An 18,187-nucleotide genomic window follows, 5' to 3' on the forward strand; every position below is an offset into this window, starting at 1 on the left:
GAAAACCCCTGTGGCACGGAGGAAAGCGGGAACGGTGGCAGACGAGGACAAGCTCCGCGAGTACCTGAAGCGCGCGGTCGCCGAGGCCAAGGACGCCCGGGACCGGCTGCGGGAGGCCGAGGACCGGCGGCACGAGCCGATCGCGATCGTCGGCATGGGGTGCCGTTATCCGGGTGGGGTGGCGTCGCCGCGGGATCTGTGGCGGTTGGTGGCCGGTGGTGTCGACGCGGTTGGTCCGTTTCCGGGGGATCGTGGTTGGGACGTGGAGTCGTTGTACGACCCGGATCCTGATCGGGTGGGGCACAGCTACACCCGGTCCGGCGGGTTCCTGCGGGATCCGGCCGGGTTCGACGCGGAACTGTTCGGGATGTCGCCGCGTGAGGCGCTGGCCACCGACCCGCAGCAGCGACTGCTGTTGCAGACCGCGTGGGAAGCGTTGGAGTACGCGGGAATCCGCCCGGACGGACTGCGGGACCGGCGGGTCGGCGTCTACACCGGTCTGATGTACAGCGACTACGGCAGCCGCCCGTCGCCCGGCGAGTTCGAGGGCTACCTGTACAGCGGCAGCGCGGGCAGCGTCGCGGCGGGCCGGCTGTCCTACGTGTTCGGCCTGGTCGGGCCGTCCATCGCGGTCGACACCGCCTGCTCCTCCTCGCTGGTCGCCCTGCACCTGGCGATGAACGCCCTGCGGCGCGGCGAGTGCGATCTGGCGCTGGCGGGAGGTGCGGCGGTGATGGCGACCCCCATGCCGTTCCTCGAATTCTCCCGGCAGCGCGGGCTGTCGCCGGACGGGCGCTGCAAGGCGTTCGGTGCCGGTGCGGACGGCACCGGCTGGGCCGAGGGCGTCGGCGTGCTCGCGGTGGAACGCCTGTCCGACGCCCTGCGGGCCGGCCACCACGTGCTCGCCGTGCTGCGCGGTTCGGCGGTGAACTCCGATGGCGCGTCCAACGGCCTGACCGCGCCCAACGGGCCGTCACAGGAACGGGTCATCCTTGCCGCCCTGGCGGATTCGGGGTTGACACCGTCCGATGTGGATGCGGTCGAAGGGCACGGCACCGGAACGTCCCTGGGCGACCCGATCGAGGCCAACGCCCTGCTGGCGACCTACGGCCGTGACCGGGACCGTCCGCTGTGGTTGGGGTCGCTGAAGTCCAACATCGGCCACGCGCAGGCGGCGGCGGGCGTCGGCGGGATCATCAAGGTGGTCGAGGCGCTGCGGCACGGGGTGCTGCCCCGGACCCTGCACGCCGAACAGCCCAGCCCGCGCGTGGACTGGGACAGCGGCGCGGTGCGGCTGCTGACCCGGGAACAGCCGTGGCCGGCGGGGGAACGCCCGCGCCGGGCCGGGGTGTCGTCGTTCGGCTTCGGCGGCACGAACGCGCACGTCATCGTCGAGGAGTACCAAGCGGAAACCACCACGCCGCCGGTCGCGCCGCCCGTGCTGCCGTGGGTGCTGTCCGCCGCCGACCCGATCACCTTGCGCGACCAGGCGATCCGGCTGCTGGACGTGGCGGAGACCCGGGAACCCGCCGACATCGCCCACACCCTCGCCACCGGCCGTGCCCGCTTGGCCGCCTCCGCCGTCGTCACCGGCAGGGACCGCGCGGAACTCGTGGCCGGTTTGCGGGCAGTCGCGGACGGCGGCCCCGTCGTGACGAGGGTGTCCGGACGGACCGGGTTCCTGTTCCCGGGTCAGGGTGCGCAGCGGGCGGGTATGGGGTTGGGTCTGGCGGAGGCTTTTCCGGTTTTCGGTGAGGTGTATTCCGTTTTGTTGGGCCGTTTTCCGGGTTTGCGGGAGGCGGTGGTGTCGGGTGTGGGGCTCGACGGGACGGGGTTCGCGCAGCCTGGCTTGTTCGCGTTGGGCGTGGCGCTGGGGGAGTTGACCGGTTCGTGGGGCGTGCGCCCGGATTTCCTCGTCGGGCATTCGGTCGGCGAGGTCGCTGCCGTGCACGTCGCGGGTGTGCTGTCGTTGGACGACGCGGTGAGGTTGGTGTCGGCCCGTGCCCGGCTGATGGCCGCGCTGCCGACCGGCGGGGCGATGGTCGCCGTGCGGGCGACCGAGCACGACGTCCTTCCCCTGCTGGCCGAAGGTGTCGAGATCGCGGCGGTGAACGGTCCGCGGTCGGTGGTGTTGTCGGGCGAGGAAACGGCGGTGTCCCGGGTCGCGGACCGGTTGGCCGGTGACGGCGTGAAGGTGACGCGGCTGTCGGTCTCGCACGCGTTCCACTCGGCGCGGATGGACCCTATGCTCGCGGAATTCCGGGACGTGGTGGCACAGCTCGGTTTCCGGCCGCCACAGATCCCGGTGGTGTCCACCGTGACCGGCGATGTCGTGTCCGGTGACGAGTTCGCCGACCCGGACTACTGGGTCGCGCAGGTGCGCCGGACCGTGCGGTTCGGCGACGCCGTCCACACCGCCGCCGCGAACAACGTCACCCGGTTCCTCGAACTCGGACCCGCCACGACGTTGTCGGCCCTGGTGGAGACCGCCGACCTGCCCGGCGACGTGGCCGCTTTCCCGTTGCTGCGCCCGGAGCACGACGAAGCCGCCACCGCCGTGAACGCCGTCGCGACCCTCGCCGCGCGGGGCGCGGCCGTCGACTGGTCCGCGTTCTTCGCGGGTGCCCGCACGGTCCCGCTGCCCACCTACCCGTTCCGGACCGAGCGGTACTGGATCGACCCCGTGCGCCCCGCCGCCGACGCCCACGACCTCGGCCTGACCGCGAGCGGGCACCCGGTGCTCGGCGCGGTGGTGCACACGGCGGACGGCGGCGTGCTGCTGACCGGCCGCACGTCGCTGCGCACGCACCCGTGGCTGGCCGACCACCGGGTGGGCGCGGACGTCGTCGTGCCCGGAGCGGCCGTGCTGGACTGGGTGCTGCGCGCGGGTGCCGAGGTGGGCGCGCCGCGCGTGCGCGACCTCGTCCTCACCGCGCCGCTCGTGCTCGGGGCCGGACTGGACGTCCAGGTCGAGGTGTCCGCCGCCGGCGCGGTCGCCGTGCACGCCCGTGCGGACGACGGCCCGTGGACCACCCACGCCACCGGCACCGTCGCGCCCGCGAGCCGGGCCGACGCCGACGCGCTGTCGGCGTGGCCCCCGGCGGGCGAGCCGGTGGACGTGACCGAGGTCTACCGGCTGGCCGCCGCGGTGGAGCTGGAGTACGGGCCCGCGTTCCGGGGCCTGGTCGGCGGCTGGCGGTCGGACGTGCGGCACGCCGAGATCGCGCTGCCGGACCGGCCGGCGGGCGCGGTGCTCGACCCGGCGCTGCTCGACGCCGCGCTGCACGTGCTGATCCCGGACTCCCCGGACCCGCGCGTGCCCTTCGCCTGGGCCGGCGTCGAGGTGCTCGACCCGACGGCCACGCCCGCCCGGGTCCGCCTCACCCCGCGCCCGGACGGCGCGGTCGCCCTGCTGCTCGCCGACGCCGGGGGCCGGCCGGTCGCCACCGTCGACGCGCTCACCCTGCGCCCGCTCACCCGCACCGGGCCCGACGGCCTGCACACCGTCGACTGGCGGCCGGTGCCCGTGCCGGACCGCCCGGTCCGGGCCGAGGTGTTCACCGTCCCGGCCGGCGACGGCCCGACCGACCGGCACCCGGTGCACGCCACCCTCGCCCGGCTCCAGCGGTGGCTGGCCGACGACCGCCCCGGCCCGCTGGTGGTGCACACGCTCGGCGCGGTGGCCGCCGGCGGCCCGCCCACCGACCTGGCGCAGGCACCCGTGTGGGGCCTGGTGCGCTCGGCCCAGGCCGAGCACCCGGACCGGTTCGTGCTCGTCGACGGCGACGGCGATCCCCGGCTCGCGGCGGCCACCGGCCGGCCCCAGGTCGCGATCCGCGCCGGCGCGCTGCTCGCGCCCCGGCTGACCCGCGCGTCCGCCGCGCCCGGCACCCCGCCGTCCTGGTCCGCCGGCACCGTCCTGGTCACCGGGGCGACCGGCGCGCTCGGCACGGCCCTGGTGCGCCACCTGGTCGACGCGCACGGCGCGCACGACGTCGTCCTGCTCAGCCGGCGCGGAGCCGACGCGCCCGGCGCGGCGGACCTGGCCGGGCCGGGCGTCCGGCTGCTGGCGGTGGACGTGGCCGACCGCGCCGCGCTGGCCCGGGTGGTCGCCGACCTGCCGGACCTGCGGGCGGTGGTGCACCTGGCGGGCGTCACCGACGACCGGGTGCTGACCGACCTCACCCCGGAGCTGCTCGACGCCGCCCTGCGGCCGAAGGCCGACGCCGCCTGGCACCTGCACGAGCTGACCCTCGACCGGGACCTGACGGCGTTCGTCCTCTACTCGTCGCTGGCCGGTGTGCTCGGCACGGCGGGCCAGGCGAACTACGCCGCCGCCAACACCGCGCTCGACGCCCTCGCCGCGCTGCGGGCGGCGGCCGGGCTGCCCGCCGTCTCCATCGCCTGGGGCCTGTGGGAGGCCGACAGCTCGCTGCGCGCCGGACTGGGCACGGCCGACCTGGCCCGGCTCGAACGCGTCGGCGTCCGTGCACTGTCCACTCAGGACGGACTGGCGCTGTTCGACCTGGCCGCTTCCGGCGCGGACGCGACACCGTCCGCCGCCCGGCTGGACCTGGCCGCGGCCGGCTCGCTCGGGCCGGCCACGCCGGCCCCGGCCCCGGCCGACCGGCTGGCCGGGCTCGGCCCGGAGGAACGCGGGCGGGCCCTGCGCGACCTGGTGCGCGCCGAGGCCGCCGCCGTCCTGGGGCACGCCGACCCGGCCGGCATCGCCGAGCGCAAACCGTTCCGCGACCTGGGTTTCGACTCGTTGACGGCGGTCGAGCTGCGCAACCGGGTGGCCGCCGCGACCGGCGTCCGGCTGCCCGCCACGGTCGTGTTCGACCACCCCGACCTGGCCGCGTTCGTCGCCCACCTGGACCGCGAACTCGCGGGCACCGGGTCCGCCGAGCCGGTGGTGGCGGTGGAGACCACCGAACCGATCGCGATCGTCGGCATGGGGTGCCGTTATCCGGGTGGGGTGGCGTCGCCGGGGGATCTGTGGCGGTTGGTGGCTGATGGTGTGGACGCGGTTGGTCCGTTCCCGGGGGATCGTGGTTGGGACGTGGAGTCGTTGTACGACCCGGATCCTGATCGGGTGGGGCACAGCTACACGCGTTCGGGTGGGTTTCTGGGCGATGTGGCGGGGTTCGACGCGGGGTTGTTCGGGATGTCGCCGCGTGAGGCGCTGGCCACCGACCCGCAGCAGCGACTGCTGCTGGAAACCACCTGGGAGGCGTTCGAATCCGCCGGCATCGCGCCGGATTCGGTGCGGGGCAGCCGGACCGGGGTGTTCACCGGGGTGATGTACCACGACTACGGCACCGGCGTGGACCGCCTGCCCGACGGCGTCGAGGGCTACCTCGCGGCCGGCAGCGCGGGCAGCGTCGCGTCGGGCCGGGTCGCCTACGCGTTCGGGCTCACCGGGCCCGCGCTCACCGTCGACACCGCGTGTTCGTCGTCGCTGGTGGCCCTGCACCTCGCCGCTGCGGCCCTGCGGCGCGGCGAGTGCGATCTGGCGCTGGCCGGTGGTGCGGCGGTGATGGCGACGCCCACGGCCTTCGTGGAGTTCTCGCGGCAGCGGGGGTTGTCGCCGGACGGGCGCTGCAAGGCGTTCGGTGCCGGTGCGGACGGCACCGGCTGGGCCGAGGGCGTCGGCGTGCTGGTCGTGGAACGCCTGTCCGACGCCCGCCGCAACGGACATCGCGTGCTGGCCGTCGTGCGGGGCACCGCCATGAACTCCGACGGCGCCTCCAACGGCCTGACCGCGCCCAACGGTCCCGCCCAGGAGGCGGTCATCCGTGCCGCGCTCGCCGACGCGGGCCTGCGTCCGTCCGATGTGGACGCGGTCGAGGCGCACGGCACCGGAACGTCCCTGGGAGATCCGATCGAGGCCAACGCCCTGCTGGCGACCTACGGCCGTGACCGGGACCGTCCGCTGTGGTTGGGGTCGCTGAAGTCCAACATCGGCCACTCTCAAGCCGCTGCGGGTGTCGGCGGGATCATCAAGGTCGTGGAAGCGCTGCGGCACAACACCTTGCCGCGCACCCTGCACGCCGACGAGCCCAGCCCGCACATCGACTGGGACAGCGGCGCGGTCCGGCTGCTCACCGAGGAGCAGCCGTGGCCGTCCGGTGATCGTCCGCGTCGGGCGGCGGTGTCGTCGTTCGGGATCAGCGGCACCAACGCGCACGTGATCATCGAGGAACCCGCCGAACAGGCCGCGCCGCCGGACCGGGCCGTGCCCGCCGTGCTCCCGCTCGTGCTGCGCGGTGCGACCCCGGAAGCGGTTCGCGCGTGGGCCGACCGGGTGGTGGCGCGGCTGGCGGACCCGGCCGTGGAACCGCTCGACGTGGCCGCCGCCCTGGCGACCGGGCGTGCCGCCCTCCCGCACCGGGCCGTGGTCGTCGGGGCCGACCGCGCGGCGCTGCTCGACGGGTTGCGCGAACTGGTGGACGGGCCGCTCGCGGAGCCGGTCACCGGCGACACCGGGTTCCTGTTCCCGGGTCAGGGTGCGCAGCGGGCGGGTATGGGGTTGGGTCTGGCGGAGGCTTTTCCGGCTTTCGGTGAGGTGTATTCCGGTTTGTTGGGCCGTTTCCCGGGTTTGCGGGAGGCGGTGGTGTCGGGTGTGGGGCTCGACGGGACGGGGTTCGCGCAGCCCGGCCTGTTCGCGTTGGGCGTGGCGCTGGCGGACCTGCTGGGTTCGTGGGGTGTGCGCCCGGATTTCGTGGTCGGGCACTCCGTGGGTGAGGTCGCTGCCGCGCACGTCGCGGGTGTGCTGTCGTTGGACGACGCGGTGAGGTTGGTGTCGGCCCGCGCCCGGCTGATGGCCGCGCTGCCGACCGGCGGCGCGATGGTCGCCGTCCGCATGAGCGAGGCGGAGGTGCTGCCGTTGCTGGAACCCGACGTCGAGATCGCGGCGGTGAACGGTCCGCGATCGGTGGTGTTGTCGGGCGAGGAAACGGCGGTGTCCCGGGTCGCGGACCGGTTGGCCGGTGACGGCGTGAAGGTGACCCGGCTGTCCGTGTCGCACGCCTTCCACTCGGCGCGGATGGACCCCATGCTCGCGGAATTCCGGGACGTGGTGGCACAGCTCGACTTCCGGCCGCCGCGCATCCCGGTGGCGTCCACGCTCACCGGCAGCCTGGTCTCCGGCGACGAGTTCGCCGACCCGGACTACTGGGTCGCGCAGGTGCGCCGGACCGTGCGGTTCGGCGACGCCGTCCACACCGCCGCCGCGAACGGCGTCGGGCGGTTCGTCGAACTCGGGCCGGACGCGGTGCTGTCGGCCCTGGTCGGACTCTCCGCCGAGGTGCCCGCCGTCGCGTTGCTGCGCCGGGAACGCGCCGAGCCGGGCACGCTGCTGTCGGCGCTCGGCACCGCGCACGCGCTGGGTGCGGAGGTCGACTGGGCGGCCTACTTCGCGGGCACCGGAGCCCGGCCGGTGGCGGTGCCCACCTACCCGTTCGAGCACCGCGACTACTGGCTCACCGCCGATCGGGGGCGTGCCGACCGCGACCCGCTCGGCACGCCCGTGGTCCTGGCCGACGGAAGCGCGCTGCTCACCGGAGAACTGCCCGCCGCCGAGTGGCTGCACGGGCACGCCGTGCGGGGCGTGCCGGTCCTGTCCGGGGCGGTGGTGGCCGTGTTGGCGCTGCGCGCGGGGGAGTCCGTGGGCGCGCCGACATTGTCCGAAATGGACTTGACGGACCCCGTGGCGGTGCCGGCCCGCGGCACGGTCGCCTACCAGATCCGGGTCGGTTCTCCCGGCGTGGACGGTGATCGACAGCTCACCGCGCACGTCCGGACCCGTGCCGGCGGTCCGTGGACCGAAGCGGCGTCCGGCGTGCTCACCACGACCAGCGCCCCGCCGGCGGTGGGCACCGCCGTGCCGCTCTCGGTCGAGGTGCCCGCCGAACTGCCCGAAATCGTGGTGGACGCGGTACTCCCGCGTGCCGACGACACCCGATGGCGCAAGCACTGGCGCGGCGTGCGCAGGTTCCCCGGCGGTGCGCCGGAACGGGCCGCCGTCACCGGGACGTCCGCCGCGCTGCTCGACGCCGACGGCACGGTGGTGTTCGCGGTCGAGGAGGTCGTCCCGGTCGACGTCGACCAGGTCGCGCCCGACCCCGGCGACGCCCTGTTCGCCGTGCGCTGGGTGCAGATCCCGACCGGGCCGGCGACCTCGGGCGGGGCCGACGACCGCACCGGCCCGGCCACCGGGGGCGAACCGGTTGTCCAGTGGCGCGACGGGATCCCCTTCGCGCCGAGGCTCACCCCCGTCACCCCGGGCCCGGCCCCGGCGCTCGACGGCCGGATCGCGGTGTCCGGCCCGGACTGGCTGACCCGGCACCTGGCCGAACGCCACGGCCCGGCACGGCTGCTCGACGCGGACCCGGCCGCCCTCGCCGGGCAGGCCGTGGCGGCGGTGGTGCTCGCCGACGCGACCGCCGAACAGGCCCACCGGCTCGCCGAGGTCGCGCCGGACGCGCTGTTCGTGCTGTTCACCGACATCGCCGCGATATCGCCCGCGCCGACGGAGGAGGCGACGGCGCTGACCGCCTTCGCCGAAGGCCGCCCGGCCCGGGTCATCGCCTGGGGACGTCCCGACGACGTGGTGGGCCCGGTCGACCCGGCCACGGCGGTCCTGCTGCTGGACGCCGCCCTCGGCGTGGCCGAGACGCTGCTCGTGGCGGGCCCGGTCCGGGTCGACGTGGTCCGCGACCGGGGCGTGCCCGCGCTGTTCCGCGACCTCGTGCCGCCCGCCGCCACCCCGCCGCCGGCCCGGCTCGACCTGTCCGGACTGGACGACGACACCCGCGAACGCGCCGTGCTGGACGCGATCCGCGGCCAGGCCGCCGCCGTCCTCGGGCACGGCGACCTGGCCGCGATCGGCCGCGACCGGGCGTTCCACGACGCCGGGTTCGACTCGATGACCGCCGTCGAGTTAGGCAAGCGGCTGGGCTCGGCGCTCGGCGTCGCGCTGCCCGCCACCGCCCTGTTCGACCACGCCACACCCGCCGCGCTGGCCAAGTTCGTGCTGGCCCGGCTCGACGCGGCGACCGGCCCGCTGGCGCACCTGGCCGACCTGGAGGGCGCGCTGGCCGCCGGGCGGCTCGACGGCGCGCGGGCGGACGCGGTGGCCCGGCGGCTGCGGGACCTGCTCGCGGTGCTCGAACCCGACCGCGCCGACGTGGACGAGGAGATCTCGGCGGCGTCGGTCGGCGAGATCCTCGACCTGATCGACAGCGAGTTCGGCAGTGCCGACTGACCGCCCGGCCCACCCAGCAGAAGGAGACGCGCCCGACATGGCCGAACCGCAGGACGACCAGGCCAAGCTGGTCGAGTACCTCAAACGGGTCACCACCGACCTGCGCCGGGCGCGCAAGCGCGTGGCCGAGCTGGAGGCGACCCGCGACGACCCGATCGCGATCGTCGGCATGTCCGCCCGCTACCCCGGCGCGGCCGACCCGGACGAGCTGTGGCAGCTGGCCGTCGAGGGCCGCGACAGCATCGGGCCGTTCCCCGACGACCGGGGCTGGGACCTCGACGCGCTCTACGACCCCGACCCCGCCGCGCCCGGGAAGTTCTACATCCGGGAAGCCGGTTTCCTGGAGACCGCGGGCGGGTTCGACGCCGCGTTCTTCGGCATCTCGCCGCGCGAGGCGCTGGCCATGGACCCGCAGCAGCGGGTGCTGCTGGAGGCCGCGTGGGAAGCCGTCGAGCACGCCGGCATCGACGCCACCACCCTGCGCGGCAGCCGGACCGGCGTGTTCGCCGGGCTGGTCGAGCAGAGCTACCTCGACCTGGACGGCCCGCCGGAGTTCGAGGGCTACCAGATGACCTCCAAGCTCAGCTCCATGGCGTCCGGCCGGATCTCCTACACCCTCGGTCTGGAGGGCCCCTCGGTGTCGATCGACACCGCGTGCTCCTCCGGCCTGGTCGCGCTGCACCTCGCGGCGGGCGCGCTGCGCGCGGGGGAGTGCGACCTGGCGCTGGCCGGCGCGGTCTACATCGCCGCGCACCCCGGCGGCTACCTCGACGGCGCGCGGCAGCGCGGCCTGGCCGTCGACGGCCGCTCCAAGCCGTTCTCCGCCGCCGCGGACGGGATCGGCTGGTCGGAGGGCGGGGGCGTGCTGGTCGTGGAACGGCTCTCCGACGCCCGCCGCAACGGCCACCGGGTGCTGGCGGTGGTGCGCGGCAGCGCGGTGAACTCCGACGGCGCGTCCAACGGGCTCACCGCGCCCAACGGCCCGTCCCAGGAACGGGTGATCCACGCCGCGCTCGCCGACGCGGGCCTGCGACCGTCCGATGTGGACGCGGTGGAGGCGCACGGCACCGGCACGAAGCTCGGCGACCCGATCGAGGCCCAGGCCCTGCTCGCCACCTACGGCCAGGGCCGCCCGCCCGGCCGGCCGCTGCTGCTGGGCTCGCTCAAGTCCAACATCGGCCACGCCCAGGCCGCAGCCGGCATCGCCGGGCTGGTCAAGATGATCCAGGCGATCCGGCACGGGCACCTGCCGCGCACCCTGCACCTGGCCGAGCCCAGCCCGTTCGTGGACTGGTCGGCCGGCGACGTCGAGCTGCTCGCCGAACCCCGGGACTGGCCGAGGACCGGCGGACCCCGGCGCGGCGCGGTGTCGGCGTTCGGGGCCAGCGGCACCAACGCGCACGTCGTGCTGGAGCAGGTCCTGCCGGAGCAGGACGTCGAGCCCGTCCCGCGTCCCGCGCCCGCCGCCGTGCCGTGGGTGCTGTCCGGCCGGGGCGCGGCGGCGTTGCGCGCCCAGGCCGCCCGGCTGGCCGCCGCCCTGCCCGCCGACGCCGACCCCTACGACGTGGCGCACTCGCTGGCCACCACCCGTGCCGCGCACGAGCACCGGGCCGTCGTCGTCGGCACCGACCGGGCCGCGCTGCTGGCCGGGCTCGCGGCGGTCGCCGAGGGCGCGGACAGCCCGGCGGTCGTGCGCGGCACGGCCGGCGAGGTCGGCCGGACCGTGTTCGTCTTCCCCGGCCAGGGCAGCCAGTGGGCGGGCATGGCCGTGCCGCTGCTGGACTCCTCGCCCGAGTTCGCCGAGCAGATCGCGTTGTGCGCCAAGGCGCTGGAGCCGTTCGTCGACTTCTCCCTGGAGGACGTGCTGCGCGGCCGGGACGGCGCGCCCGCGCTGGACCGGCTCGACGTGGTGCAGCCCGTGCTGTTCGCGGTCATGGTGTCGCTGGCCGCGCTGTGGCAGGCGCGGGGCGTGCGGCCCGACGCCGTGGTCGGCCACTCCCAGGGCGAGGTGGCCGCCGCGCACGTCGCCGGCGCGCTCTCGCTGGAGGACGCCGCCCGGGTCGTCGCGCTGCGCAGCCGGATCGCGCTCAAGCTCCAGGGCGTCGGCGGGATGGGCGCGGTCGCGCTGCCGCGCGCCGAGGTCACGGCCCGGCTGGCGGCGTGGCCGGGGAAGCTGTCGGTCACCGTGGAGAACGGGCCGAACGGCGTCCTGGTCGGCGGCGACCGGGACGCGCTGGAGGAGTTCCTCGCCGCGTGCAAGGCCGACGGCGCGCGGGTCAAGCGGTTCGACACCGACTTCGCCTCGCACTCGCCGCAGGTCGAGCTGGTGCGTGACGAGCTGCTGGCGGCGTTCGCGCCCATCGAGCCGCGCGCGGGGACGATCCCGTTCTTCTCCACCGTCACCGCCGACTGGCAGGACACCGCCGGCCTCGACGCCGGCTACTGGTACCGCAACCTGCGCGGCACGGTCGAGTTCGCGCGGTCGGTCGCCGCGCTCGCCGACGCCGGCTACGGGGTGTTCGTGGAGGTCAGCCCGCACCCGGTGCTCCAGGTCTCGGTGCAGGAGACGGCGGGCGACGAGGTCGTGCTCACCGGGACGCTGCGCCGCGACGAGGGCGGCCCCGAGACGTTCCTGCGGGCGCTGGGCGTGCTGCACAGCCGGGGCGTCGCGGTCGACTGGCGGCGGGCGTTCCCCGGCGCGCGGACCGTGCCGCTGCCCACCTACGCCTTCCAGCACGAGCGGTTCTGGCACGTCGCGGGCTCGCAGACGCTGGACACCGCCGCGCTCGGCCTCACCCCGGCCGGCCACCCGCTGCTCGGCGCGGCCGTGCACCTGGCGGGCGCGGACGAGGTGCTGTTCACCAGCCGGGTGACCGCGCGGTCCGTGCCGTGGGCGCTCCCCGACGCGGACGGGGCGGTGCTGCTGCCGTCGGCGGCGCTGCTGGACGTGGTGCTGCGCGCGGGCGACGAGGTCGGCTGCCCGGCGGTGCGGGAACTGCGGGTGGACACCCCGCTCGCGCTGCCCGGGCGGGGTGGGCTGCACCTCCAGGTCCGGGTCGGCGCACCGGACGCGGACGGCGTGCGGCAGGTCGCCGTGCACACCCGCCCGGAGGACGGCGAACAGCTGTGGACCGCCGCCGCGACCGGTGTGCTGGTGCCGGGCGGCGTGCGCCCCGAACCGGGCGGCCCGCCCGCCGACCCGCCTGCCGTCGACGTGACGCAGGTCGAGGCCGAGCTGGCCGAGTCGCACCGCCCGGACGGGTACCTGCTGCACCCGGCGCTGCTGGACGACGTCGTGCGCAGCGCCGGCGGGCACGTCGTGGCCTGGCGCGAGGCCGGGGTGCACGCCGTGGGCGCGGTCGCCGTGCGGGCGACCCTGACCCCGCACGGCGACGGGCTGCGGCTGCGCGCCGTCGACCGCTCCGGGCAGCCCGTCGTGTCCGCCGACCTGGTGGTCGGACCGGTCGCCGCCGCGCCCGGCCGCGAGCACGAAGCCCTGCTGTGGACCGAGTGGACCCCCGTGCTGCTGCCGGCCACCGCCGGCGGGCTCGGCGGGGAAGCCGTGGTCGTCCCGCTGGCCACCGAGCCCGGCGAGGACGTGCCCGCCGCGCTGCACCGGCTCACCGGCGCGGTGCTGACCCTCGTCCACACCTGGCTGAACGACGACCGCCGGGCCGACGTACCGCTGGTGCTGCGCACCACGGGCGCGATGTCCATCGGGGGCGAGCCGGTCACCGACCCGGCCGCCGCCGCGGTGTGGGGGCAGGTGCGGTCCGCCCAGTCGGAGAACCCCGGCCGGTTCGTGCTGCTCGACGCCGCCGCCGACGCACCCGTGGCGCAGGCCGTCGCGGCGGTCGTCGCCTCCGGGGAAGCCCAGGTCGTCCTGCGCGGCGACCGGGCGTTCACGCCCCGCCTGCGGCGCGTCCCGCGCGGCCCGGCCCACCGGTTCGACCCGGAGGGCACCGTCCTGATCACCGGCGGCACCGGCACGCTCGGCGCGCTGTTCGCCCGCCACCTGGTCACCCGGCACGGCGTCCGGCACCTGCTGCTCGCCGGGCGACGCGGCCCCGCCGCACCCGGCGCGGCGGAGCTGACCGCCGAACTGGCCGCGCTCGGCGCGCGGGCCGAGGTCGTCGCGTGCGACCTGGCCGACCGCGCCGCCGTCGCCGACCTGGTCGCGGGCGTCCCGGCCGACCGGCCGCTGCGCGCGGTCCTGCACGCGGCGGGCGTGATCGACGACGGCCTGATCGTGGGCACCGACCACGGGCGGCTCGCGGGCGTCCTGCGGCCCAAGGCGGACGCGGCCTGGCACCTGCACGAGCTGACCCGCGACCACGACCTGACCGCGTTCGTGCTGTTCTCCTCGCTGGCCGGGGTGATCGGCGGCGCGGGCCAGTCCAGCTACGCCGCCGCCAACACGTTCCTCGACGGGCTCGCCGAGCACCGCGCGGCACTCGGCCTGCCCGCCACGTCGGTCGCCTGGGGCCTGTGGGCGGCGACCGTCGCCGGCGGTGACCTGGGCGCGGCCGACGTCGAGCGCATCGCCCGCGCCGGCTACCCGCCGATCCCGTCCGACACCGGCCCGGCCCTGCTGGACCTGGCCGTGGCCACCGGCCTGCCCGCGCTCACCGCCGCGCCACTGGACACCGCCGCGCTGCGCGCCCAGCCCCGCCAGGTGCCGCCGGCGCTGGCCGGCCTGGTGCGCGTGCCGTCCCGGCCGGCCGCCCGCAACAGCGCGGTCACCACCGACTCGCTGACCGCCGACCTCGCCGGGCTGGACGCGGCGGGCCGCCGGGAGCGGCTGCTGGACCTGCTGCGCGCCGAGGTGGGCGGCGTGCTCGGCCACGCCGACCCGGACGTGATCGGCGAGCGGGAGCGGTTCGCCGACCTCGGGTTCGACTCGCTGACCGGGGTCGAGCTGCGCAACCGGCTGGCCGGGCTGACCGGCCTGCGGCTGCCCACCACCCTGGTGTTCGACCACCCGACGCTCGACGCGCTGGCCGGGCACCTGGGCGGTGCGCTGCTGGGCGAGGCCGCCCCGGACCGGGACGACCTCGCCGCCGCGCTAGCCGCCGACCTGGGGCTCGACCCCGACGTCCGGCCCGCCGCCGAGGTGGTGACCGTCGCCGCCGACCCGGACGAGGTGCTGCTCACCGGGGCCACCGGGTTCCTCGGCGCGTACCTGCTGCGCGACCTGCTGGCGGACACCCGCGCCCACGTGCACTGCCTGGTGCGTGCCGCCGACGAGCCCGCCGCCCGCGCCCGGCTCGACGCGACCCTGGAGTGGTACGGGCTCGACCTCGACCGGTCCCGGATCACCGTGCTGCCCGGCGACCTGGCCGCGCCGGGCCTGGGGCTCGACCCGGAGCGGTTCGACGCCCTGGCCCGCTCGGTGGACGCCGTCTACCACCCGGCCGCCGAGGTCAACTGGGTGCGGCCGTACGCGGCGGTGCGCGGCGCGAACGTGCTGGCGGTGAAGGAACTCCTGCGGCTGGCCGCCCGCCACCGCACCGTGCCGCTGCACCACGTGTCCACGCTGGGCGTGTACCTGACCGCGTCGGACAACGGGGGCCGGGGCATCGCGGTGGGCGACCCGTCCGGCCCCGGCGCGGCCCTGCCCACCGGGTACACCCAGAGCAAGTGGGTGGCCGAGCAGGTCGTGGAGCTGGCCAGGGAGCGCGGCCTGCCGGTGTCGGTGTACCGGGTCGACCTGATCGCGGGCGACCGGGAGACCGGGGCGTGCCAGACCCGCGACTTCGTGTGGCTGAGCCTGAAGGGCATGCTCGACGCGGGCGCGGCACCGGCCGACCCCGGCGTGGACCTGCGCCTGATGCCGGTGGACTACGCGGCCTCGGCGATCCTGCACATCTCCCGGACCACGCACTCGCGGACCTTCCACGTCAGCGGTCGCACCACGCTGCCGATGGCCGCGATGATCGCCGAACTCCGCCGCCGGGGCCACCGCCTGGACCCGGTGGACGACGAGGCGTTCCGGGCCCGGATCCTGGCCGACCGCGGCAACGCCCTGGTGCCGCTGATGGACGCGTTCGACGTGATGTCCGCCGCGCCGGCCGCGTTCTACCCGCCGATCGACGACGAGGAGACCGCGGCGGCCCTGGCCGGCACCGGCATCGCCTGCCCACCGACCACCCTGGACTTGTTCGGGCGACACGTGGACTTCTTCACCGGGCGGGGCTACTTCCCCCGCCCGTGACCCGGTGGCGGGGTCGGTGCGCCGACCCCGCCACCGCTCGACGTCGGGTCCGGGGCGCGGTCACGCACCGAGCCCGAGGACGTCCTGCGACACCGGCACGCGATCCGGCCGCACGACCACGCTCCCGGACCTGGCGGGCCGTCCCCACTCGCACCGCAACCGGCCGGCGCGGTCGCGGTGCCAGCGGCAGACCAGCCGCGGTGTCGTCGGCACGAAACGGTTCTCGCGGATCTCGGCCATTGCGCGTCCCCTTTCCGTCGGGCGGCCCGTGACGTCGCACGGGCCTTCCGTCGCGTCGACGGTCCTTCCGCACCACCGTCCACCCGGCCGACCCCGCGAGACATCCGCAGGTGGACGTAGATGACCGGCGCACCCGGCGGCCCGGGCTTGCCGGTCCGGCAAGAGGAATTGCCGGCCGGCCGGTCCGGTTGCCACCATCACCGGACCTGGCGGGACCGACGGGGAGGACGCGATGGCGCACGGCTTCGACAAGGAGTACTGGGAGCGGCACTGGCGGCAGGGCGACGACGCCGGCTCCATGGCCGCGAACCCGCCGAACCCCTACCTCGCCCGCGAGACCGGCGACCTGGTCCCGGGCACGGCCCTGGACGCGGGCTGCGGCGCGGGGGCCGAGGCGATCTGGCTGGCCGAGCACGGGTGGCGGGTGACCGCCGTCGACATCTCGGCCGAAGCGCTCGCCAAGGCCGCCGACCGCGCCACCGCGAGCGGCGCGCCCGAACGCCTGCGGTGGGTCGAGGCCGACCTGGGCGTCTGGGACCCGGGCACGCGGTTCGACCTCGTCACGACCCACTACGCGCATCCGGCGACGCCGCAGCTGGAGTTCTACGGCCGCATCGCCGACTGGGTGGCCCCCGGCGGCACCTTGCTGATCGTCGGCCACCTGCACACCCACGAGGTGGGCCACCACCACCCGCCCGCCGAGGCGTCCGCCACCGCCGAGGCCGTCACGGCGCTCCTCGACGAGACCGGGTGGACGGTCGTCACCGCCGAGGAGGGCCGCCGGACGCTCCCCGGTCACGGGGGCGCGCACGCCGCTCTGCACGACGTCGTCGTGCGCGCCACCCGACGCTCCTGACCTGCTCGGTCCGAGGCGGTGTCAGGGGTGCACGTGCCACTGCTGGTCGGGCCGGTCGGTGTCGCACGGGGCCAGCACGAGGCGCTGGGCGCTGCCGCCGTGGGCGACGCACGTGCCGGTGGCCCTGTTGCGGATCACCATCGGGTCGCGGCTGATCCCGTGCCACTGCTGGGCGTCGTCGTCCTGGCAGGGGAGGGCGACGACGCCGTTCCCGGCCGCCGTCGCGCACAGGCCCGTCCCCGCGTTCACGATCGGGCCTCCGTGGTGGTGCGACCAGAGCTGGCGGTCCTGCCGGTCGAGGCGCTGCGCCGTGACCGCGCGCCCCGACCTGGCCGGGGCCTGCCACGCCTGCCCGGGGTGGGCCACGCTCTCCGCGACGACGTCTTCGACCGGCGCGGCCTGGGCGGCCGGGAGCTGGGCGACGGCGGACACGAGCACGGCGGACAGCACGACGACCATCCTGGTGAAGACCATGGGAGAACTCCGATTCGCGTCGGGGACAAGACCGAAGGGTGGACCGCCCGGTGTCGACGCCGGCGGCTTCCCCGCCGCGCGGGGAGGTCCCGGTGCCGGCCGGCACCGCCGAACCGGTCCGGGCGAGGACTACGCGGGCGGCGGCACGACCGGCGTGAGCAGGGCGGTGCTCGCCGACGCGACGCTGTGCGAGACCGTGGCGAGGGTGGCTTTGTGCAGCACCTCGACGTCGCGCTGCTCCCACAGCGTCAGCACCAGGCCCCATGCCGCGTCCCGCGAGCGGGAGGTGCTGAAGGCGGACAGGACGTGCTTGAGCTGTTCGGCGCGCGCGGTGGTGAGCTTGAGCAGCAACGGCTCGTACTCGGCGCGGATCTCGGCCTCGACCGCGCCGAGCAGTTCGTTGATCCGCAGGTAGTCGGCGTGGACGGGCTCGGTGTGGGGCGTGGTGCCGCGTTCCCGGCAGGCCGCGTTGACGGCGAGCGCGAGATCGTGGTTGATGTGGGCGTTCATGCCCGCCAAGGCGAACTGGACCGGCCAGACGGTGCGGTCGCCGCGCGCGTCGAACAGCGGCTTCCACGGCCCGGGCGGCCGGTGCCCCGCCCTGGCCGCGTCGACGGCCTCGAAGTACCGCTCGGCGACCAGGACGTCCGTGCGTTCGAGGAACGACGGGTCCTCGAAGAAGCCGTTGACGAGGTTCTGCTCCACCAACTCGGTGACGCGCAGGTGCATGCGGTTGAAGCAGGCGACGCCGTCGTGCGGGTCCGACTCCCGGTCGATCTCCCGCATCCGCTGGACGACCTGTGCGATCGAGGCCGGGGCCTGGACAGGCGCGTTCGTCATGTGCTGCTCCCTGGTGTGCCGCCGGCACGGGCACCGGCGTGCCGATCTTCGCGCCCGCCGCGCCCGCGAGCCAACGCCCGCGACCGGTGTTCACCCCTCCATCCCGGCGGCTCACCCGCGCTGGTGACCCCGGCTACGCACGGCTGCGCGCCCGCCCTCGGCGTGACCCGACCGGTGGGGTGTCCGGGCCGGTGCCGAACCCGTCCGAACCCGTCCCGGTGATCGGCCGGAGGCGCTAGCCTGACCGCCGGAATCGATCGTGGAGAGGTCGTCGATGGTCGAACGCACCCGCACC

General features: G+C 75.9%; 5 protein-coding genes and 2 pseudogenes. 4 read left to right on the forward strand and 3 right to left on the reverse strand.

Annotated features, from left to right (window positions below):
- Nucleotides 1–34 precede the first annotated feature (34 nt).
- From AC0HI0_RS06305 to AC0HI0_RS06315, 3 genes and pseudogenes are all read left to right on the forward strand, one after another.
- A complete protein-coding gene (locus AC0HI0_RS06305; RefSeq protein ID WP_480931304.1) occupies nt 35–9,268 on the forward strand; it encodes an SDR family NAD(P)-dependent oxidoreductase in 9,234 nt (3,077 codons plus the stop codon).
- Nucleotides 9,258–13,733 (forward strand): annotated as a pseudogene (locus AC0HI0_RS06310) (SDR family NAD(P)-dependent oxidoreductase); the annotation flags it as partial. The gene AC0HI0_RS06305 and the pseudogene AC0HI0_RS06310, both read left to right, overlap by 11 nt.
- A 357-nt stretch (nt 13,734–14,090) precedes the next feature.
- Nucleotides 14,091–15,482: pseudogene (locus AC0HI0_RS06315) on the forward strand (thioester reductase domain-containing protein); the annotation flags it as partial.
- A 60-nt stretch (nt 15,483–15,542) separates the two neighbouring features.
- Here the strand turns inward: AC0HI0_RS06315 and AC0HI0_RS06320 are convergent.
- Nucleotides 15,543–15,722 carry a hypothetical protein gene (locus AC0HI0_RS06320; RefSeq protein WP_480931305.1) on the reverse strand — a complete coding sequence of 60 codons (180 nt, stop codon included), beginning with the start codon at nt 15,720–15,722 and terminating at the stop codon, nt 15,543–15,545.
- 232 nt (nt 15,723–15,954) lie between these two features.
- On the opposite strand from AC0HI0_RS06320, the gene AC0HI0_RS06325 reads away from it, so the two are divergent.
- A complete protein-coding gene (locus AC0HI0_RS06325) occupies nt 15,955–16,578 on the forward strand; it encodes a class I SAM-dependent methyltransferase (RefSeq protein WP_480931306.1) in 624 nt (207 codons plus the stop codon).
- Nucleotides 16,579–16,599: 21 nt separating this feature from the next.
- On the opposite strand, the gene AC0HI0_RS06330 is transcribed toward AC0HI0_RS06325, so the two are convergent.
- Nucleotides 16,600–17,052, reverse strand: a complete 453-nt coding sequence (locus AC0HI0_RS06330) for a ricin-type beta-trefoil lectin domain protein (protein ID WP_480931307.1) — start codon at nt 17,050–17,052, stop codon at nt 16,600–16,602.
- 129 nt (nt 17,053–17,181) lie between these two features.
- A complete protein-coding gene (locus AC0HI0_RS06335; protein ID WP_480931308.1) occupies nt 17,182–17,892 on the reverse strand; it encodes a DUF5995 family protein in 711 nt (236 codons plus the stop codon).
- Nucleotides 17,893–18,187: the final 295 nt, after the last annotated feature.

It is taken from the genome of Saccharothrix sp. NBAS 001, assembly GCF_056640475.1.